This is a genomic window from Pseudomonas akapageensis (genome assembly GCF_011355085.1).
Taxonomy (GTDB): domain Bacteria; phylum Pseudomonadota; class Gammaproteobacteria; order Pseudomonadales; family Pseudomonadaceae; genus Aquipseudomonas; species Aquipseudomonas akapageensis.
On record NZ_VXCP01000002.1, the window covers coordinates 184,401 to 204,194 of the forward strand.

16 protein-coding genes are annotated in these 19,794 nt (G+C 59.7%); 4 read left to right on the plus strand and 12 right to left on the minus strand.

Annotation, left to right across the window (positions count from 1 at the left end; all coding sequences use genetic code 11):
* Positions 1–38 precede the first annotated feature (38 nt).
* Positions 39–947, plus strand: coding sequence for a LysR family transcriptional regulator (locus F2S13_RS02720; protein ID WP_166358810.1), 909 nt, complete (start codon positions 39–41; stop codon positions 945–947).
* Here the strand turns inward: F2S13_RS02720 and F2S13_RS02725 are convergent.
* From F2S13_RS02725 to F2S13_RS02765, 9 genes are all read right to left on the minus strand, one after another.
* Positions 944–1,441 (minus strand): DoxX family protein, encoded by a 498-nt coding sequence (locus tag F2S13_RS02725; protein ID WP_166358812.1) that lies wholly within the window; start codon positions 1,439–1,441, stop codon positions 944–946. The two genes, F2S13_RS02720 and F2S13_RS02725, sit on opposite strands and share 4 nt — an antisense overlap.
* Entirely contained in the window at positions 1,438–2,208 is a 771-nt protein-coding gene (locus F2S13_RS02730; protein WP_166358814.1) for an HvfC/BufC N-terminal domain-containing protein, read from the minus strand. The genes F2S13_RS02725 and F2S13_RS02730 overlap by 4 nt, the downstream gene beginning before the upstream one ends.
* Positions 2,205–3,092 (minus strand): MNIO family bufferin maturase, encoded by an 888-nt coding sequence (gene bufB, locus F2S13_RS02735; protein ID WP_166358816.1) that lies wholly within the window; start codon positions 3,090–3,092, stop codon positions 2,205–2,207. Before bufB ends, F2S13_RS02730 begins: the two co-directional genes overlap by 4 nt.
* A gap of 29 nt (positions 3,093–3,121) precedes the next feature.
* Complete coding sequence (locus F2S13_RS02740) at positions 3,122–3,433, minus strand: BufA1 family periplasmic bufferin-type metallophore (RefSeq protein ID WP_166358818.1); 312 nt, start codon at positions 3,431–3,433, stop codon at positions 3,122–3,124.
* Between the two features lie 314 nt (positions 3,434–3,747).
* Positions 3,748–4,449, minus strand: a complete 702-nt coding sequence (locus tag F2S13_RS02745; RefSeq protein WP_166358820.1) for an ABC transporter ATP-binding protein — start codon at positions 4,447–4,449, stop codon at positions 3,748–3,750.
* Positions 4,450–5,217: a high-affinity branched-chain amino acid ABC transporter ATP-binding protein LivG gene (livG, locus tag F2S13_RS02750; protein WP_166358822.1), complete on the minus strand. Its 768-nt coding sequence runs from the start codon at positions 5,215–5,217 to the stop codon at positions 4,450–4,452.
* A complete protein-coding gene (locus F2S13_RS02755; RefSeq protein WP_166358824.1) occupies positions 5,214–6,470 on the minus strand; it encodes a high-affinity branched-chain amino acid ABC transporter permease LivM in 1,257 nt (418 codons plus the stop codon). Before F2S13_RS02755 ends, livG begins: the two co-directional genes overlap by 4 nt.
* Positions 6,467–7,390 (minus strand): high-affinity branched-chain amino acid ABC transporter permease LivH, encoded by a 924-nt coding sequence (gene livH, locus F2S13_RS02760; protein ID WP_166358826.1) that lies wholly within the window; start codon positions 7,388–7,390, stop codon positions 6,467–6,469. Before livH ends, F2S13_RS02755 begins: the two co-directional genes overlap by 4 nt.
* 227 nt (positions 7,391–7,617) lie before the next feature.
* Positions 7,618–8,745 (minus strand): branched-chain amino acid ABC transporter substrate-binding protein, encoded by a 1,128-nt coding sequence (locus tag F2S13_RS02765; RefSeq protein ID WP_166358828.1) that lies wholly within the window; start codon positions 8,743–8,745, stop codon positions 7,618–7,620.
* Positions 8,746–9,079: 334 nt separating this feature from the next.
* On the opposite strand from F2S13_RS02765, the gene F2S13_RS02770 reads away from it, so the two are divergent.
* On the plus strand, positions 9,080–9,385 hold the full coding sequence (locus F2S13_RS02770; protein ID WP_166358830.1) for a DUF2288 domain-containing protein: 306 nt from the start codon (positions 9,080–9,082) through the stop codon (positions 9,383–9,385).
* A gap of 152 nt (positions 9,386–9,537) precedes the next feature.
* Here the strand turns inward: F2S13_RS02770 and F2S13_RS02775 are convergent, their stop codons facing one another.
* Entirely contained in the window at positions 9,538–11,718 is a 2,181-nt protein-coding gene (locus F2S13_RS02775) for a hypothetical protein (RefSeq protein WP_166358832.1), read from the minus strand.
* Positions 11,719–11,918: 200 nt separating this feature from the next.
* Here F2S13_RS02775 and F2S13_RS02780 point away from each other — a divergent pair, with 200 nt between their 5' ends.
* Positions 11,919–12,815, plus strand: coding sequence for an NAD(P)-dependent oxidoreductase (locus F2S13_RS02780; protein ID WP_166358834.1), 897 nt, complete (start codon positions 11,919–11,921; stop codon positions 12,813–12,815).
* Here the strand turns inward: F2S13_RS02780 and F2S13_RS02785 are convergent.
* The gene (locus F2S13_RS02785; RefSeq protein ID WP_166358836.1) at positions 12,706–14,994 is read right to left on the minus strand and encodes a putative bifunctional diguanylate cyclase/phosphodiesterase; all 2,289 of its coding nucleotides are present in this window, start codon (positions 14,992–14,994) and stop codon (positions 12,706–12,708) included. The two genes, F2S13_RS02780 and F2S13_RS02785, sit on opposite strands and share 110 nt — an antisense overlap.
* A 320-nt stretch (positions 14,995–15,314) precedes the next feature.
* Between F2S13_RS02785 and F2S13_RS02790 the strand changes: the two genes are divergently transcribed.
* Entirely contained in the window at positions 15,315–16,652 is a 1,338-nt protein-coding gene (locus F2S13_RS02790; protein WP_166358838.1) for a spinster family MFS transporter, read from the plus strand.
* Positions 16,653–16,784: 132 nt separating this feature from the next.
* Here F2S13_RS02790 and rapA read toward each other — a convergent pair whose 3' ends face one another.
* Entirely contained in the window at positions 16,785–19,631 is a 2,847-nt protein-coding gene (rapA, locus tag F2S13_RS02795) for an RNA polymerase-associated protein RapA (RefSeq protein ID WP_166358840.1), read from the minus strand.
* Between the last annotated feature and the right edge of the window lie 163 nt (positions 19,632–19,794).

The window sequence follows — 19,794 nt, forward strand, 5'->3', positions numbered from 1 at the left end:
CTAATGGGCAACCTTTGGTTTTCGTTTGGAAACAATCCATGAGCGAACTGGACGACCTGGCGGCCTTTGCGGTGTTGATGGAGGCAGGCAGCTTCACCCTCGCTGCGCAGCAATTGGGCTGGAGCAAGGGCCAGCTGTCCAAGCGCATCAGTCATCTGGAAGCCAGTCATTCGGTGCAATTGCTGCATCGCACGACCCGCCGCCTCAGCTTGACGGCAGCCGGCGCGGCACTTTTACCCCAGGCCCAGGCGCTGGTCTTGCAGGTAGAGCGTGCACGCCAGGCGCTGGCCCGGCTCAAGGACGAGTTGGCCGGCCCCGTGCGCATGACCGTGCCCGTCTCGCTGGGTGAGGCTTTCTTTGAAGGGTTGCTGCTGGAGTTTTCCGTCGAGCATCCGGAAATCCAGATCGAACTGGAGCTCAACAACGCGTACCGGGACTTGCTGCGCGATGGCTTCGATCTGGCAATTCGCTCGAACGTGGCCAATGACGAGCGGCTGGTGGCCAGGCCCCTGTTAGCCATGCAGGAGGTCACCTGCGCCAGCCCCGCCTACCTCGCGCAGTACGGAGAACCGCTTACCCCGATGGACCTTGCAGAACACCGTTGCCTGCTCAACAGCCACTACAGCGGACGGGAAGAGTGGCTGTACCACCAGAGCCATGAGTTGCTGCGCGTTCGAGTCTCGGGGACGTTCGCCAGCAATCATTACAGTCTGCTGAAGAAAGCTGCTCTCGTAGGCGCCGGGATCGTTCGCCTGCCGTCCTACATGTTGCCCGCCGAGGTTGGCGATGGGCGCTTGAAGTGGCTGCTGCGGGACTATCAGACCCGCAGCACGCCGATGTTCCTGGTTCACCCCTATCAGGGCGGCATGCCCAAACGAGTTCAGGTGTTGGCCGACTATCTGGTGAGCGGGTTTCATCGCAGCACCCAGGTGCTGGAAAATCTTTAGCGTCGGGCTATCAAGTGATCGATTGAAATCACACCCGGTCCACGGGCCATCAGGTACAACAGAACGGCAGCCCAGGTGCCATGAGTGGGGTAGGCATCGGGATAGACGAATGTCTGGATGACCAGGGTCATGCCGAGCAACGCCAGTGCAGAGAAACGCGTCGCCAGGCCAATCAGAATCAGGACCGGGAAAACGTGCTCGGCAAAGGCCGACAGGTGCGCTGCCAGTTCTGGCGACAGCAAGGGGACGTGATACTCGTTCTTGAAAAGGTAAGTGGTCGAATCGGCCAGGCGCGGCGCGCCAAATTCAAACGTGCCACCGATCAGGTCGACGGCAAAACCCTCCACCTTGGTCTGTCCGGATTTCCAGAACACCGCCGCAATGGAAAAGCGAGCGATGAACGCAATCAGGCTATGGGGTATCGCCTCGAACAGCGCGAGGGTGCGTTTGACGATACAGGTGGGGTGGATGCGGGTCTCAATCTGGGTAGTCATGGTCTGGCCTTTTCTTCTGTGAGCAGTTGGGTAATGACGTTTTTGCTGATCAGCAGGGCCAGGCACTGGCCCAAATCGAAGCTGGAGCTGGCGTGCCCCTCCAGGTGGGCAGCTCGGCCCAGGGGCAAGCCGGCCTGCAGGGCCTGAATGAAAGCGCACGTGCCGGTATCCAGTGCCAACAGCTCGACTTCCAGGCCGCAGCGCAGCACCAAGGCGCGCTCGGGCAGACAGGGGTCGACCTTCGTGATGTCACCTCCCGGCTGGTGCGCCTCCCAGAGAGAACACACGGCGTAGTCAGACGGCAGAATGGAAAGGCTGGGGTGCAAGCCAAGGCGCAGCTCGGCCAGCTCCTCGGGCTGTGCCATCAATTCGGCAAGTAGTTCGAGACTGACCGCCTGGCTGTCGCAGGCGTGATAGGCGCGTACGCATAGCCGCTCCAGGCGTGCGACGTCGGCAAGGTAAGGCAGGCCGGCTGCCGGTGTGAAGGTTTCGATAAAGGCGGCGAAGTCTTCGCCATAGTCCACCAGCGAGCGCGACCGGGGCGGATGAGCCTGCACGAATGTCAGGGCCATGGCGTTGAAGAACGCTTCGCCAACCAATTGCGCCACCACCGGGTAGCTGTCGGCCAGGGCGTCCAGCATTGAGCTGAACACGTTGTTGCGGTAGATCGTAAAGCGGCTTGCAGGCGATGGACTGCTGAAGATCTCGGGGAGCCTGGTGTACGAACGGTCGAACAGGGCTGAGGTAAATTCGCCTTGCAGGCTCATGACTGCACCTCGCAAGCCTCGATCAGATCTTGTGCCAGGCGCGCTTGGGCCAGAAGAAAGTGCATGGGCGGTAGATCATTGTCCCACTCGATCAGCGTCGGCACTGGCCCGACGCGCTGGAGTAGCAGGCGGTACAGGGCCCAGACCGCGTCGTCGATGGGGGTCGAGTGGCTGTCGATGAGCAGGCGCTGGCCGGTGTCGTCGGCATCTTCGCTGAAACCTGCCAGGTGCACTTGCCCCACTGCCTGCAGGGGCAGGGCGTCGAGATACGCCAGCGGATCACTGCCGTGATTGATGCATGTGACATAGACGTTGTTGACGTCGAGCAGCAGGCCGCAACCGGTCCGGTGTACGACCTGGCAGATAAAGTCGGTTTCATCCAGGGTCGAGGCCCTGAACTGCAGATAGGTGGCTGGATTTTCCAGCAGCAGGGGCCGCCCCAGTGTGTCCTGCACTTGTTCTATATGGGCGCAGACACGATTCAGCGTGGGCACATCGTAGGCGAGCGGCAGCAAATCATTGAGAAACAGCGGGCCATGGCTGGACCAGGCCAGGTGCTCGGAAAATACCTGCGGCGGGTGTCGCTCCAGCAGGCGTTTCAGGCGTAGCAGGTGGTCGTGGTCCAGTGCGGATTCTGCGCCGATGGACAACCCGACCCCATGTATAGAAAGTGGATATTTTTCGCGAAGCAAACCCAGGTAGTGATGAAAGGGTCCACCCTCGACCATGTAGTTTTCGGCATGGATCTCAAGAAAACCAATGTCCGGGCATGTGTCGAGCAGGCTGCGAAAATGTTCGGGCTTGAGCCCCAGCCCGACACGGGCTGGTAGCTGGCAAGCGGCCTGAGCGGGTCGATGCAGGGTGGGAGCGGCTGGATGGGGCATGATCGCGTCTCAGGCCAGACTGGGGAGGATCAGGACTTGGCCTTGAAGGCAGCCATTTGCCCGAAGCCGGTAGGCGAGGTGGTGCTCGCGGTTTTTTCGCAGGTGCCCTTGGGGACCAGCTTCCAGGCATCGGCCTGGTGATCCATTTTCGACGTGCCGGCACAACTGGTGCCTGCGCCTGCAGCGCAGTCGTTTTTACCCTTCATGGCAACGCCAAAGCATTTTTCCATGTCGTCGGCGGCCTGGGCCGCGGGGATCACGCTCAAGCTCAGGGCCGAGCCCAGGGCCAGTGCCAGGGCAGCGGTGGAGAGGGACAGGCCGAGGGTGTTTTTGCTGTTCATGGTAGTGCTCCGGTGGTCAGTTCAGGATGGGCGCGACACGGGGAATGTGTCGCTTGCCTGCATGACTAGAGAGCGATCTGGTTTATCTGTTACAGGAGGGGGGGAATTTATTTATGCTCGGCATACCTCGATTGGCGTAGCCGCTGCCGCGAGGCTGCGCTGGAGACCCGCAGGGGCTCCCCGGCGATCTTGAGATCCTGCGCCTGCTTCGCAGGCGAGCGCAGCCTGCGGCAGCGGCTACAGGTTCCGCGTTCCGATTTAGATTGGCGGAGCAAAAAAAAACGGCCCGAAGGCCGTTTTTTCAAAGCGTGGCATCAACCACCCAGATAGGCATCGCGTACCTTCGGATCGTTGAGCAGCGCTTCGCCGGTGCCCTGCATGACCACGCGACCGTTCTCCAGCACGTAGGCACGGTCGGCGATTTTCAGGGCCTGGTTGGCGTTTTGCTCGACCAGGAACACGGTCACCCCATCACGGCGCAGCTGTTCGATGATGTCGAAAATCTGCTGGATGATGATCGGTGCCAGACCCAGCGACGGCTCGTCGAGCAGCAGCAGCTTGGGCTTGCTCATCAGCGCACGGCCGATGGCGAGCATCTGCTGTTCGCCGCCGGACATGGTGCCGCCGCGCTGGTTGAAACGCTCCTTGAGGCGCGGGAACAACTGCAGGACCTTGTCCATCTGTTCCTGATAGTCGCCCTTGGCGGTGAAGAAGCCGCCCATGGACAGGTTCTCTTCGACAGTCAGGCGGGCGAACACCCGGCGGCCTTCCGGCACGACGGCAATGCTCTTGCGCATGATCTGTGCCGAGTCGAGCCCGACCAGCTCTTCGCCCATGTAGCGGATATGGCCGCTGTGGGCGCGAGGCGAACCGCAGAGGGTCATCAGCAGGGTGGACTTGCCGGCACCGTTGGCACCGATCAGGGTGACGATTTCGCCCTGGCGGATTTCGACGTTGACGCCGTGCAACGCCTGGATCTTGCCGTAGAAGGTGGAAACGTTTTCGAACTGCAGCATTTACGCTTCCCCCAGGTAGGCTTTGATCACTTCAGGGTTATCCCGGATCTGCTCCGGCGTGCCGTTGGCCAGAGGGGTGCCCTGGTTGATCACGAAGATGTGGTCGGAGATGCTCATGACCAGTTTCATGTCGTGTTCGATCAGCAGCACGGTCACGTCATGCTCTTCGCGCAGGGTGCCGATCAGCGCCTTGAGGTCTTCGGTTTCCCGCGGGTTGAGGCCGGCGGCCGGTTCGTCGAGCATGAGGATCCGCGGACGGGTCATCATGCAGCGGGCGATCTCCAGGCGACGCTGTTGGCCGTAGGCCAGGGTGCCGGCGGGACGGTTGGCGAATTCCTTGAGATTGACCTTTTCCAGCCAGAACTCGGCAAATTCCATGGCCTCGCGCTCGCTGCGGCGAAACGCCGGCGTCTTGAACAGGCCTGACAGGAAGTTGGTGTTCAGGTGGCGGTGCTGGGCAATCAGCAGGTTTTCCACGGCGGTCATTTCCTTGAACAACCGCACGTTCTGGAAGGTCCGCACCACGCCTTTGCCGGCGATCTTGTGGCCGGGCAGGCCTTCGATCGCTTCGCCGTTGAGCTGGATGCTGCCGGCGGTGGGTTTGTAGAACCCGGTCAGGCAGTTGAACACGGTGGTCTTGCCGGCGCCGTTAGGGCCGATCATCGACACCACCTGTTTCTCTTTCACGCTCAGGGCGACGTTGTTGACCGCCAGCAAGCCGCCAAAGCGCATGCTCAGGCCATTTACTTTGAGAATCTCTCTGCTCATTTACGCAGCTCCATGTGAGGACGTTGCATGGGCAGCAGACCTTGTGGACGCCAGATCATCATCAGCACCATCAAGGCGCCGAACATCAACATGCGGTATTCGCTGAAGTCACGCATCAGCTCGGGCAGCAGGATCATCACGACCGCCGCCAGGACCACGCCCAACTGCGAGCCCATGCCGCCCAGCACCACGATGGCGAGGATGGTGGCCGACTCGATGAAGGTGAACGACTCCGGTGTGACCAGCCCTTGACGCGCAGCGAAGAAGCTACCGGCGAAACCGGCGAAGCAGGCACCCAGGGTGAAGGCCGACAGCTTGATCACGGTCGGGTTCAGGCCCAGGGCACGGCAGGCGATTTCGTCTTCGCGCAAGGCTTCCCAGGCACGCCCGATCGGCATGCGCAGCAGGCGGTTGATCACGAACAGGGCGAACAGCGCCAGCAACAGTGCAACCAGGTAGAGGAAAACGACCTTGCTGACCGGGTTGTAGGTCAGGCCGAAGAACTCGTGGAAGGTCTGCATGCCTTCGGCGGCCGTTCTGTCGAAGCTCAGGCCGAACAGCGTTGGCTTGGGAATGTTGCTGATGCCGTTCGGTCCGCCAGTGAGGCCGGTCAGATTGCGCAGGAACAGACGGATGATTTCGCCGAAGCCCAGGGTCACGATCGCGAGGTAGTCGCCACGCAGACGCAGCACCGGGAAGCCGAGCAGGAAGCCGAATGTCGCAGCCATCAGTCCGGCGATGGGCAGGCAGATCCAGAAACTCAGACCGTAGTAGTGCGAGAGCAGGGCATAGCTGTAGGCGCCGACGGCGTAGAAACCGACGTAGCCCAGATCGAGCAGGCCGGCCAGGCCGACCACGATGTTCAGGCCCAGGCCGAGCAACACGTAGATCAGGATCAGCGTGGCGATGTCCACCGCACCGCGGGAGCCGAAGAACGGCCACACCAGCGCGACGACGATCAAGCCCATGATGACCCAGCGCTGGGTTTTGGGCAGGGTCATGAAGTGGCTGACCTTGGGCGAAACCAGAGGGCCTCTCTGCCCGGACCGCATCAGGTTGTTCCACTGGTTGTCGAACAACACGCGCAGGAACATCAGCACCGAGCAACCGGCAATGATGGCCAGCGTTGTAGGACTGGCACCTTCCACGACGAGGCTGATGCCGGCGATGGACAGTTTCAGGCCGAGTACCGGGTAAGCGACTGCCCATACCAGCAGGGCGCTGAACAGCGCCTGTTTAAGATTGCGAGTCATACTTTCTCAACCTCCGGGCGGCCCAGCAGGCCGGTTGGCCGGAACAACAACACCAGAACGAGAAGGCCGAAAGCCACCACGTCTTTGTATTGATCACCGAAGATATCGGCGCCGAAGGCTTCGGCCACCCCCAGCACCAACCCGCCGAGCATGGCGCCCGGAATGCTGCCGATGCCGCCCAGAACTGCCGCGGTGAAGGCCTTGAGGCCCACCAGGAAACCGGCGTTAGGGTTGATCACGCCGTACTGCATGCTCAGCAGCACGGCCGCCACGGCCGCCAGGGCGGCACCGATGACGAAGGTCAGGGCGATGATGTTGTTGGTGTTGATGCCCAGCAGGTTGGCCATCTTGATGTCTTCGGCACAGGCCCGGCAGGCTCGCCCAAGACGTGAGCGCGAGATGAACAGGGTGAGACAGAGCATCACCACCAGGGTCACCACGAACACCAGAATTTGCATGTATGAGATCAGCACTTCATGTGCGCCACCCGGACCAAAGGTAAAGCTACCCGGGATCAGGTTGGGGATCGATTTGTCCTTGGAATCCTGCGACAGCAGCACGGTGTTTTGCAGGAAAATCGACATGCCGATTGCCGAGATCAATGGAATCAGGCGGTTACTGCCCCGCAGAGGGCGGTAGGCGATTCGTTCGATACTGTAGCCATAGGCACTGGTGACAACGATGGTCGCCAGAAAAGCGGCGGTCATCAACAGCGGCAGAGAATGGATACCCAGCATGGCCAGTCCGGCAAGGACAATGAAAGCCACGTAGGAACCGATCATGTAGACCTCGCCATGGGCGAAGTTGATCATTCCAATGATGCCGTAAACCATTGTGTAGCCAATGGCTATCAAGGCATAGGTGCTGCCAATGGTCATCCCATTAACCAGCTGTTGGAAGAAGTGATAGATCTCAGGCATTACAACGCTCCTAAAAACCTGATACGCATTTCACTGGTGGAGTCATGTCCCAGCCCGTGGTGTGTGGTCTGTGGCCACCTTCGCACGAGCGTTTGCCAGCGAACCGCTGGTGACGGTTTTAAGATTTTCAGGTAAGTCAGATCCCGGATCGCGGGACCCTGACCCATTAACCTCGTAAAACAAAGCCCACTGCTTGCGCAGTGGGCTCTATTACTCATGGAACCTGCTTACTGAGGCGAAACTTCAGTCTTTGGTTTACCGAAATGCCACTGATAGACCACGAACTTGAAGTCCTTCAGGTCGCCCTTGTCGTCGAACGACAGGTCGCCAGTTGGGGTCTTGAAGGTGCCTTTGTGAATGGCTTCAGCCACCTTGGCGGTGTCTTCGCTCTTGGCGGCCTTGATGCCTTCGGCGATCACTTCGACTGCCGAGTAGGCCGGGAACACGAACGGACCGGTCGGGTCCTGCTTCTTGGCGGCGAACGCGTCAACCAGTGCCTTGTTGGCTGGGTCCTGGTCGAAGGATTTCGGCAGGGTCACCAGCAGGCCTTCGGATGCGTCCTGGGCGATCTGCGAGATGGAGTCGTTACCGACGCCTTCAGGCCCCATGAACTTGGCGTTCAGGCCTTTTTCCTTGGACTGGCGCAGGATCAGGCCCAGCTCCGGGTGGTAGCCGCCGTAGTAGACGAAGTCGACGTTGTTCTGCTTCAGCTTCTGGATGATCGAGGAGAAGTCCTTGTCACCGGCGTTGAGGCCTTCGAACACGGCAACCTTGACGCCTTTGCCTTCGAGGGTTTTCTTCACGGCGGTGGCGATGCCTTCACCGTATTGCTGTTTGTCATGCAGCACAGCAACGATTTTCGGTTTTACGTGATCGGCGATGTAGTTGCCGGCGGCAGGGCCCTGGGCGCTGTCCAGACCGATGGTGCGGAACACCATCTTGTAACCACGGGTGGTGATGTCCGGGCTGGTGGCAGCCGGGGTGATCATGATCACGCCTTCGTCTTCGTAGATGTCCGAAGCCGGTTGAGTGGAGCTCGAGCACAGGTGACCAACAACGAATTTCACGCCATCGTTGACCACTTTGTTGGCGACGGCCACGGCTTGTTTAGGGTCGCACGCGTCGTCGTATTCCTTGGCTTCGAGCATCTTGCCGTCGACGCCGCCCTTGGCGTTGATCTGCTCGATGGCCATCTTGGCGCCGATGAACTGCATGTCGCCGTACTGAGTGACCGGACCGGTTTTCGGGCCGGCGATGCCGATCTTGATGGTGTCGGCTGCGAACGAATGGCTGGCAACCCCGGCCAGTACCATTGCGGCAAACAGCTTGGAAATCTGCTTAGTAGCCTTGTTCATTAGTGCTCCAATCATCTGTTGTAGTTTTTATAGTCCTGGCGACCAAGGCTACAGGACCGGATCAGCAATACCACACCTATCCCGGTCATCCCCCCGGTAACTGTACCGGTACAGTGTAGAGCGCCGATTTATCGCTTGAAAAGCTGGCGGCCGGGGGCAAAACACATAGGCGTCGCTTAATTGACAGAAAGATACAAAAAAGCGGCAGGTATTGCACTGATCAGGGTGCAATCCTTGGCTTTTACGAACCGCTCGATCAATCACTTATTTGAAACCGGGTTTTTCTGCAAAAATAGGGACCAAAGAAAGCGTCAGATTATTTTTGGTGAAACCCATGACAGAACAACCTAGCACCCTCTATGCCAAACTGCTCGGCGAAACTGCAGTCACTACCTGGGAATCGGTGCAGCGCTTTTTTGCCCGCAGTGCCCTATTGTGGGTCGAACCCAGTCTGGATCTGATCGAGGTGGCACAGGCCGTCGCCGAGAACCGCCATGAGCAATTCGTTGCCTGGCAGGCCGCCGGGGCCGTGGGCAAGCTGTCTGATACGAAGGCGGCAGAGCTGAACGAGCATCGTCCGGAAATTTGGGCAGTGGTGGTTTCGCCCTGGGTCCTGATTCAGGTCAGGGAGAAATCCTGAGTATTTGCACCATCATGGTGCGCCAAACTATTGTCCATAACAGTCATGGTGCGTGACTGGAAAGTCAATAAGTGGTGCTCGGTAACAGTCAAGTTTACAAAGAGCGCGAGCGGTAACAGTTTGATCAACTAGTCAACGCTCGCGGGGCTCTTTCAATAGTCGGTTTTTCCGGTGTGGCTGTTCAACGAAATGACCTTGGTCTTGCCGATCCGGTGACGGTAGATCTCGCGCAGGTACTTCACCGCTTTTTTGACGCATTCGCGCGACAGGCGAATATCGTTGATCGACACGAACTTGCTCTTGTCATTGATCAGCTCGCGGTATTTCTTCTCGTACATCGGTTTGATCGCATACCAGTTGGTATCGAGGATCTTGGCCGGGTTCTCGAATTCATTGAGCAGTTCGTCGATACGATCTTCATCGAAGTCTTCGCCGATGATGAAGTCCAGGATCGAGTTGTCCAGCGTATCGTCGAACCGGTACGGAGGACGGGCAAAGCAACGCTTGATGAAGGCCACGATCAGTGTCAGGAAATCATCGGACAGGCACGGGCTCTTGGCGATCAGGGTCGTCAGCGACAGGTTGGCCGAGGCACCGATCACCAGCGCATAGCGTTTGAGCGTGGTGTTGGGGAACAGGCTGTTGAGGTGGGTCTTGAGCCGGTTCAAGTCCATGTACGACAGCTTGTAATCCTTGGGCAGGGAAACGATCGACACCACCGAAGAGCAATTCTTGAAGAAGTGCAGGTCATGCAGGGCCGCGGCGTCGTAGCCCGAGGCCTTGTATTGCTCCAGGGCTGCGCGGTAGCGCGTGGACTCGATCGGCAGCAGGCTGATGCCTTCGATGGCCTGGGTGACCTTGTTGAAGTGCGGCAGATCGATGGAGCGGAAGAACAGATCGTCGATGTTGAGTGCCGGCTGCTCCTTTTCGAACACTTTGAACTTGTCCGAGACCTGCGCCGGCTGTTCCGGTACGACAGATTCCGCATAGGCGATGGCTACCGGTCCGGCCAGGCTCATGAACAGGTCGTTGGCGTCCAGGCGGATGGTTTCGCCGATATCAATGCCGGCACGACGGAAATAGTTCTGGTCGTAGTCGGTGGTCACCGCCTGCGCGGTCAGGATGTTGAAGATCTGTTGCGAGATGTACTGGTTGGCGTGCTTTTCCATCGCATTGACATCAATATTCTGGATGTTGCCGTCATCGCTTTCTTCGGCGTAGCGCATGATGTCGTTGGAAATCAGCATCATCGCGTTCCAGGGGCGAATGCGGCCCATGACGCTGGCTTCGCTACTGTCTTCGTTGTCGAAGTTGTAAGAAAAGTCCCATTCTTCAGACAGATATTTGCACAGAAGCCGACCGGCGTTGATGTGCAGGGCTTCGGACATTTCACTGCGATGATCGGAAATATTCGGCAGTACGCAGATGCCACTGGTGAAAATCGGCTCGAAAACAAACGAGTGCCCACTCTTGCTGTCATTCTCGTCGGCAGGCTTTGTGTCGAATGTCTTGTTCATGTACGAGTACTGCTGAGCCAGGCCGAACTCCGAAGCCATGCCTGAACCGGTACCGCCACCGGCGCTGAAAATATAGAAATACAGCCGTGACTGGTTGGCCTTGATCCCGCAGGAGTCGATCAGATAGGAATGGATCAGCTTCCAGTCGGCGCTGGAGAAGCGCTGGGTTTCCTTGTTCAGGATAATCTTGGCCAGGTATTGGCCAAGGATCGGCGCGTTACCGGCGCCGCCGGCATGGACTTCCGACAGGTCCATGATTTTCATTTTGCTGTAGTCGTTGATAAAGCCGCTTTTCTCGCCTTTGCGCGAGAAGCGGATGCGCCCGGCGATATCCTTGTCCAGGTCGCCCAGCATGACCAGTGGCTCGACCAGAAAGACCGGCTTGCTCGCCTTGTTCTGCACCAGGCGCAGATTGTTGCGGATCCACCGCGCCGGGCTGTAGTCCCTTTCGGTGATGCGGTCTTCGTTGTTGAATTCGTTGAGGTAGAACTTGCGGGCGTTGTACACCAGTTCTGCCACATCCAGCGCAATGTTCGAACCGCAGCGGCCCAGACCGATCAGGCAGACCGATGGAAATTGCTGGTCGCGGCGCAGTTCGCCGGTATCTTCCAGGTGGGCGGCATGCGGGAACACCAGGTCGCGCAGACCGTCGAGATTGTCGAGGATGCGCTGGATATCGGGTTCGGTGTAATACAGGTATTGCTGCGGGTTGAGCGGACGTGCGCTGTAGAGTCCTTTCGAGCCTGTAGGTTGGTGCATGGCAGAGGACAGAATCAACTCGGATACCGCGTTGGCAGGATTATTCTTGGAGGTCATTTTGCGCCATGTGCCTGGACTGGATGGCCGACCGAATGGATATCATCAAGCCATCACTTTGTGGGATTCGCGACTTTACAGCGCGTGTTTCGCTTGAGCGATAGGGTTCCACCCTAGTGGTATATAAGGGGATGCCTTGCCAAGCCTATGTAATAAATCGTCCAATCGAGCCGGTTCTTTAATTCACAAAGGAGCTTTTGATGAGCGCTGCGTTGCCTTCGCTGGCTTTTGCCGGTATCGGATTGATGGGGTTGCCCATGTGTCGTCGATTGTTGGCGGCCGGTTATCCGCTGACGGTATGGAACCGTTCACCGGACAAGTGCGCGGAGCTGGTGGCGGCCGGTGCACGTCAGGTCCACAGTCCCGCCGAACTGTGCCAGGCGGCTGACGTGGTGCTGTTGTGCCTGGCCGATACCGCGGTGGTACGTGATGTGGTTTTCGGCCCGCAAGGTGTGGTCGAAGGTGCCCGTGCCGGGCAACTGTTGATCGATCTGTCCAGCCTGGAACCTACCGCTACCCGTGAAATGGCGGCGCAACTGGCGACGCAAAAGGGCATGCACTGGCTCGATGCACCGGTTTCCGGCGGTACGCCGGGTGCCGAAGCCGGCACCCTGGCGATCATGGTGGGCGGCGAAGCGGCGGACGTGGCGCGGGCCCGGCCGATCCTGTTGGCGTTGGGCCAGCGTGTGACGCACATGGGCGGCGTGGGGGCAGGGCAGGTGACCAAGGCCTGCAATCAGATGATCGTGGCCTGCAACGCGCTGGTGATTGCCGAAGTGGTCGCTCTGGCAGAACAGGCGGGCGTCGATGCGAGCTTGATCGCCGAAGCGCTCGCCGGTGGTTTCGCCGACTCAAGACCCTTGCAGATTCTGGCGCCGCAAATGGCCGAGAGCCGTTTCGAACCGGTCAAATGGCATGTCCGTACCCTGTTGAAGGATCTGGACACTGCCGTGAAGTTCTCCCGTGAACAGGGTTCGGCCACGCCGATCAGCGGACTGGCTGCGCAATTGATGCGACTGCATGGTAGCCAGGGTTTCCTGCAAAAAGATCCCGCGACATTGATCCATCTGTACCGTGGCCAGGATAAAACCGAGTGAAGTCGAGGCGTTCGACGCTTGTGCTGCGGTTGAGCAGATCGAGGATCGGCCGCAGGTGACGCAACGGAGCTGGCCTGCTGAGCAGGTAGCCCTGGACAAAGTCGCAGCCGTGTTGCTTGAGAAACGCATATTGCTCGGAGGTCTCGACTCCCTCGGTCACCACCTGCAGGTGCAGGGTGTGCGCCATGACGATGATCGCCTGGACAATATTCATGTCTTGCGGTGACTTGGGAATGTCCTGGATAAAGGAGCGATCGATCTTCAGGGTGTCGAGGGGCAGGCGTTTAAGGTAGGCGAGCGAGGAGTAGCCGGTTCCGAAGTCATCGATCGACAGCGAAACGCCCAGGGCACGGATTCTGGACAGCAGCTTTGCTGTGGTGTTGATGTTGCCCATCAGGGCATTTTCGGTGACTTCCAGTTCCAGCCGATGAGGTTCAACGCCGGCCGAACGCAGGGCGTCATGAACTTCATCGGGAAGTTCTTCGCGACACAGGTTCAGCGCTGAGCAGTTCACAGTGATTTTCAATTGCTCGCAGCCGATGTGACTCAGAAAACTCAGGTCCTGACAGGCGCGACGCAGGACCCAGGTGTCGAGTTTGACGATCAGGCCGTTGGCTTCGGCGACCCCGATGAAACGGTCCGGGCTGAGCAGGCCATGTTGTGGATGCTCCCAGCGGATCAGGGCTTCGAGTTTGGCCACCTGGCCGGTATGCAGGTCGTAGATGGGCTGGTAGTACAGCTCCAGGCCTGTATCTTCGACCAGCGCCGAGCGCAATTCTTCTTCGAGCTGCAATTCCAGGGTGGCACGGGCCTTGAGGTTGGAGTTGAAGAAATTCAGGTTGTTGCGGCCACTGCCCTTGGATTGGTAAAGCGCAAGGTCGGCGTTTTTCAGCAGCTCATCGCAGGTCGTTCCGTCATCGGGGAAAACGCTGATGCCGATGCTGGTGGTCATGACCATATGCCGTCCAACCAGGACGATGGGTTCCTTCATCTTCTGCATGATGCGTTGAGCCATGTGCTGGGCTTCCTCTCGGTTGCTCAGGCTGAAGAGGATGCAGAACTCGTCACCGCCGAAACGGGCGACCACATCGTCATGGCTGCGTGTTGCACTTTTGATGATGCCGGCAATGATCTGCAGCAGTTCGTCACCGGCGTCGTGACCAAGGCTGTCGTTGATGCGCTTGAAATGATCGATGTCCAGGAACATCACGGCGAGCATGCCTTTGCTGGCGCTACGCTCGGCCAGTTTCTCGGCGAAGACCTGATTGAAGCCGCGGCGATTGATCAGGTTGGTCAGCGCGTCGTAGTGGGCGACCTGTTGTAGCGACATCCGCGCCTGGTCCAATTGGCTGAGCAAGGCGTTGACACGCTGAAGGTCGTGCTCCTTGCATTGCAGTTTTTTGTCGGCCAGGGCTGCGCTGATACTGCTGGCGATGATCAGCAAGGTGATGCAGGCAATGGTCAGGCTCAGTTGCAGGCTGTTATCGGTCTTCGTCAGCTCAAGTGCGCTGCCGGCGGGCAAGACCAGTGTCAGGGCTGACATCCCGGTGAAATGCATGCTGACAATCCCGCCCCCCATGAGCAGGCTGGCAAAGTATTTGAGCAACTGATGGAACATGCCGCCGCCATTGCGAAAGTGCCGCGCCAGATACAGGGCGGCAAGGCTGGCGACGATCGCGATAAGGATCGACAGCACGAACAGGTCAGGATGGTAGTACTGGACAGCGTCCGATTGCATGGCCGACATGCCGGTGTAATGCATTCCGGCGATGCCCAGACCGATGCACGTGGATGCTTGCAGATACTTGATGGGCCGCATTTCTGCCTGGCTGAGCGTGTTCATCGCGAGTATGGCGGCGATCAGCGTGATCAGCAGCGAGGCGCCGGTGACAGGCAGGTCGTAATGGGTTTCCAGCGGCGCTTCGAACGCCAGCATGCTGATGAAGTGCATCGCCCAGATGCCGCCCGCCAGGCAAAAGGCCCCGAGCAGCCGCCATTGGCGTTGTGCATTGGCGCTTTCGACATGACTGACGCGTTCGGCGATGTTCAGCATGGCAAAGCTGCCGGCACAGGCAACCAGATAGGCCAGCAACACCAGCAAAGGGTCATGCCTGCAATCCAGGAGGATCTGACCGTTGGGTGGAAGTTCGGCGAGAATATGTAACCCAAGCCAGACCATAGTGCGCCCTTTGCTAGCTATTCACGGGTCTCGTCTCTGGTGGAGGTGTGGACGAGTCTTGGCAGTATAGGAGGTGGCTGGGCGATCGCCTGGGTGGTGGCACGGTGATACCAAACCATTCGTTATCAGCTTGATAGCCAAGCGCGATAAGACATGCCCTGCGCTGCCTTCGATTGGCTGGTATCAGGCTGGCGAATGATCGCAGACAGTTCCTGCAGGGCCTTCTAGATTCAAGCGCAAGGGCTCGGCAGCATCAGGGATGAGTAGCGTGTCTCGGGTGGTCTGTTGGGGGTTCGAATAACAATAAAAGAGAGCTACCCATGCAGAAATCGACCCAAGCGGCAAACGCCTGGCGCATTTTGTTCCTGTTGTTTCTGGCCAATCTGTTCAACTTCTTCGACCGAACCATCCCGGCCATCATCATTGAGCCAATCAGGATGGAGTGGCACCTCAGCGACTTTCAGCTAGGCATTATCGGCACCGCTTTTACCATCGTTTATGCCATGGCCGGCCTGCCTCTGGGGCGCATGGCCGATACAGGCTCGCGCAGCCGCCTGATGGGCTGGGGCCTGGCGGTGTGGAGCGCGTTGACGGCGGTCAATGGCCTGGTCGGGAGCTTCTGGAGCTTCCTGCTGGTGCGCATGGGTGTAGGCATAGGCGAGGCCAGCTACGGGCCGGCAGCCAATTCTCTGATCGGGGATCTGTTTCCGGCCCATCGCCGGGCGCGGGCCATGGGAATTTTCATGTTGGGCCTGCCCCTGGGGCTGCTCCTGGCGTTTTTCACGATCGGCTCGATGGTTCAGGCCTTCGGCAGCTGGCGTGCGCCTTTTTTCATTGCGGCGGTGCCGGGGCTGCTGCTGGCGGTGTTCATGTTTTTCATTCGTGAGCCGGCGCGCGGCGCGGCGGAAACCGTGGCGGTCGCTCAAACGCCGATCGACCGTCCGTTGCGCCGGGTGCTGATGATTCCGACCTTCGGCTGGTTGACGCTGGCGGGGCTTACCTTCAACTTTGCGTCCTACGCCTGCAACTCTTTCATGGTGCCGATGTTGCAGCGCTACTTCCTGTTGCCCTTGCAGGAGGCCGCTGTGGCGACCGGTGTGATCGTCGGATTGACCGGCCTGGTCGGGCTGACACTGGGCGGCTGGATTGCCGACAGGATCCATCAGCGCGTGGCCAGTGGCCGCCTGCTGTTCGCGGCGGTGAGCATGCTGGTGGCAACAGTGTCTACTGCCTGTGCCTTGCATGCCGGACGGATTGAAATCGGTGTGTTCGTGGTGCTGTTCAGCATCGGTTGGTTGTTTGCCTACAACTTCTATACCTGCGTTTACACCGCCATTCAGGATGTGGTGCAGCCCCGTCTACGGGCCACGGCCATGGCCTTGTACTTTGCCGGGCTGTATTTGCTTGGAGGTGGGCTGGGGCCGGTGGTGGTGGGTTTGCTGTCGGATCATTTCGCCCAGACGGCCATGCTTGAAGCGGGGGCGGGGCAGATGACCGAAGCGTTCAAGGCGGTCGGATTGCATGACGCCATGTACCTGATTCCGGTGGCGCTGCTGCTGACCCTGGTGTTTTTGCTGCAGGCGTCGCGGTGTTTCAGCCAGGATGCGCAGCGGATGCGGGAGGGGATGGTGGTGGATGGGGTGCCGGCGTTGGCTTGAATGCGACCGCTGCGCGGTCGATCGCGGGCAAGCCCGCTCCCACAGGGTATACCGGTACGCATACATACCCTGTGGGAGCTGGCTTGCCAGCGATGAGGCCCTTCCATGCGACGAAGGGCCTCAGCATTTCAATCAACCTGCAACCAACACCCGAATCGCTTCCAAGCGCAATGCAGCCTTGTCCAGCATCGCCAAACCATCGGCACGCTGCTTGCGCAGTGCCTCGATCTCACTGTCGCGCACGGTCGGGTTGACCGCTTGCAAAGCCGTCAAACGTGCCAGCTCTTCATCGGTTTCCGCGGTCAGGCGACGCTGCGCCTCGGCAACGCGCTCGGCGTGGCGCGGGGCAATCTTGGCTTCGCCGGCGTTGATCCGTGGCGTCAGCACATCGCGCTGGGCCTGGATGAACTTGTTGGCGCTGGCCTTGGGCACGCTTTCCAGCTGGTCGTTGAGGGTCTCGAAAGACACCCGGGCCGCCAGGTCATTGCCGTTGGTGTCGAGCAGGCAGCGCAAGGCGGCCGGTGGCAGGTAACGGCCCAGTTGCAGGGCGCGCGGGGCGACCACTTCACTGACGTAGAGCAGCTCCAGCAAAACAGTGCCGGGCTTGAGTGCCTTGTTCTTGATCAGCGCCACGGCGGTGTTGCCCATCGAACCGGACAACACCAGGTCCATGCCACCCTGGACCATCGGGTGTTCCCAGGTGATGAACTGCATGTCTTCGCGCGACAACGCCTGATTGCGGTCGTAGGTGATGGTCACGCCTTCGTCATCGCCCAGCGGGAAGCTGGCGTCGAGCATCTTCTCGCTCGGCTTGAGGATCAGGGCGTTTTCCGAATGGTCTTCGCTGTCGATGCCGAAAGCGTCGAACAGGGTCTCCATGTAGATCGGCAGGGTGAACTGATCGTCCTGCTCGAGAATTTCCTCGACCAGCGCCTGACCTTCGCCAGCGCCACCGGAGTTCAACTCCAGCAGGCGGTCGCGGCCGGTGTGCAGCTCGGCTTCCAGGCGTTCGCGCTCGGCACGGGCCTCATCGACCAGGCTTTGCCATTCGTCGTCATCGCCGCTTTCGAGCATCGGCAGCAGGCGTGGGCCGAACTGATGCTGCAGAGCGTTGCCGGTCGGGCAGGTGTTGAGGAAGGCATTGAGCGCCTGGTGGTACCACTGGAACAGGCGCTCTTGCGGGCTGCTCTGCAGGTACGGCACGTGCAGCTCGATGGTGTGCTTCTGGCCGATCCGGTCGAGACGGCCGATACGTTGTTCCAGCAGGTCCGGGTGCGACGGCAGGTCGAACAGTACCAGGTGATGGGAGAACTGGAAGTTGCGGCCTTCACTGCCGATTTCCGAGCAGATCAGCACCTGGGCGCCGAACTCTTCATCGGCGAAGTAGGCGGCCGCGCGGTCACGTTCCAGGATGCTCATGCCTTCGTGGAAAACCGTGGCCGGAATGCCGGAACGCACGCGCAGGGCGTCCTCCAGGTCCATGGCGGTTTCGGCGTGGGCACAGATGACCAGCACCTTGACGCGCTTGAGCATCTTCAGGGTATCGATCAGCCATTCCACGCGCGGGTCGAAACGCCACCAGCGCTCTTCATCGCTGTTGTCGGCCTGGGACTGGAAGCTGACTTCCGGGTATAGCTCGGCATGTTCGCCCAGCGGCAGTTCCAGGTATTCATCGGGGCAAGGCAGCGGGTACGGGTGCAACTTGCGTTCCGGGAAGCCCTGGACCGCGGCGCGGGTGTTGCGGAACAGCACGCGACCGGTACCATGACGGTCCAGAAGCTCGCGAATCAGACGGGCGCTGGCCTGGGTATCGCCGTCGCTGACGGCACCCAGCAGGGCCTCGCCTTCATCGCCGAGGAAACCCTGGATGGTCGCATGGGCCTTGGGCGAGAGCCGGCCCTGGTCGAGCAGTTCCTGCACGGCTTCAGCCACCGGGCGATAGTTCTCGCTCTCGGCGCGGAAGGCGGCCAGGTCGTGGAAACGGTTCGGGTCGAGCAGGCGCAGGCGCGCAAAGTGGCTGTCCTGGCCCAGTTGTTCCGGGGTCGCGGTGAGCAGCAGGACGCCGGGAATGATCTCGGCCAATTGCTCGACCAGCGCGTATTCGGGGCTGACCTTTTCTTCGTGCCAGACCAGGTGGTGCGCTTCGTCGACCACCATCAGATCCCAGCCGGCCGCGAACAGCGCATCCTGGGCCTTTTCGTCTTCGGTCAGCCACTCCAGGGCCACCAGTGCCAGTTGCGCGTCTTCGAAGGGGTTGCCGGCATCGCTTTCGATAAAGCGCTCGGCATCGAACAGGGCGACCTGCAGGTTGAAACGCCGACGCATTTCCACCAGCCACTGGTGCTGGAGGTTTTCCGGTACCAGGATCAATACGCGATTGGCCCGGCCCGACAGCAGTTGGCGATGGATCACCAGGCCTGCTTCGATGGTCTTGCCCAGCCCCACTTCGTCGGCCAGCAATACCCGTGGCGCGATGCGGTCGGCGACTTCACGGGCAATGTGCAACTGGTGCGCGATCGGTTGGGCGCGCACGCCGCCCAGGCCCCACAGGGAGGACTGCAACTGGCGGCTGGTGTGTTCCAGGGTGTTGTAGCGCAGCGAGAACCAGGCCAGCGGGTCGATCTGGCCGGCGAACAGACGGTCGCTGGCCAGGCGGAACTGAATGAAGTTCGACAGCTGGGTTTCCGGCAGGGTGCAGATTTCGTTGTGGCCATTGAGGCCGTGATAGACCAGCAAGCCGTCGATGTCTTCGACTTCGCGTACGGTCATCTTCCAGTTTTCGAAGTGGGTGATCACATCACCCGGCGAAAAGCGAACCCGTGTCAGCGGTGCGTTGCGCAGTGCGTACTGGCGGGTATCGCCAGTGGCCGGATAGAGCACGGTCAACAAGCGACCGTCCTGTGCCAGAACGGTACCCAGACCTAGCTCAGCTTCGCTGTCACTAATCCAGCGTTGCCCCGGTTGATACTGCTGCGCCATGCTGCCTGTCTCCCGCCATGAAAAAGCCGACTATGTTAACGGATCGGGAACGCAAGGGCCAAAGACTCCGCTAAAAACCACCTATATTTAAGCAAATGCCTGCAGACCCAGGGCTCAAGTCGTACTGCACCCCGCCGACATCAAGGCGACAGGAGAACGCCCA

Bases quoted from the DNA above. Each gene is read 5' to 3' on its own strand.
- livG (WP_166358822.1), bottom strand. From the start codon at position 5,217: ATGAGCAGAGAGATTCTCAAAGTAAATGGCCTGAGCATGCGCTTTGGC.
- F2S13_RS02785 (WP_166358836.1), bottom strand. From the start codon at position 14,994: ATGGTCTGGCTTGGGTTACATATTCTCGCCGAACTTCCACCCAACGGT.
- F2S13_RS02740 (WP_166358818.1), bottom strand. From the start codon at position 3,433: ATGAACAGCAAAAACACCCTCGGCCTGTCCCTCTCCACCGCTGCCCTG.
- F2S13_RS02720 (WP_166358810.1), top strand. From the start codon at position 39: ATGAGCGAACTGGACGACCTGGCGGCCTTTGCGGTGTTGATGGAGGCA.
- livH (WP_166358826.1), bottom strand. From the start codon at position 7,390: ATGCCTGAGATCTATCACTTCTTCCAACAGCTGGTTAATGGGATGACC.
- rapA (WP_166358840.1), bottom strand. From the start codon at position 19,631: ATGGCGCAGCAGTATCAACCGGGGCAACGCTGGATTAGTGACAGCGAA.
- F2S13_RS02725 (WP_166358812.1), bottom strand. From the start codon at position 1,441: ATGACTACCCAGATTGAGACCCGCATCCACCCCACCTGTATCGTCAAA.
- F2S13_RS02770 (WP_166358830.1), top strand. From the start codon at position 9,080: ATGACAGAACAACCTAGCACCCTCTATGCCAAACTGCTCGGCGAAACT.
- F2S13_RS02790 (WP_166358838.1), top strand. From the start codon at position 15,315: ATGCAGAAATCGACCCAAGCGGCAAACGCCTGGCGCATTTTGTTCCTG.
- F2S13_RS02745 (WP_166358820.1), bottom strand. From the start codon at position 4,449: ATGCTGCAGTTCGAAAACGTTTCCACCTTCTACGGCAAGATCCAGGCG.
- F2S13_RS02775 (WP_166358832.1), bottom strand. From the start codon at position 11,718: ATGACCTCCAAGAATAATCCTGCCAACGCGGTATCCGAGTTGATTCTG.
- F2S13_RS02780 (WP_166358834.1), top strand. From the start codon at position 11,919: ATGAGCGCTGCGTTGCCTTCGCTGGCTTTTGCCGGTATCGGATTGATG.
- bufB (WP_166358816.1), bottom strand. From the start codon at position 3,092: ATGCCCCATCCAGCCGCTCCCACCCTGCATCGACCCGCTCAGGCCGCT.
- F2S13_RS02755 (WP_166358824.1), bottom strand. From the start codon at position 6,470: ATGACTCGCAATCTTAAACAGGCGCTGTTCAGCGCCCTGCTGGTATGG.
- F2S13_RS02765 (WP_166358828.1), bottom strand. From the start codon at position 8,745: ATGAACAAGGCTACTAAGCAGATTTCCAAGCTGTTTGCCGCAATGGTA.
- F2S13_RS02730 (WP_166358814.1), bottom strand. From the start codon at position 2,208: ATGAGCCTGCAAGGCGAATTTACCTCAGCCCTGTTCGACCGTTCGTAC.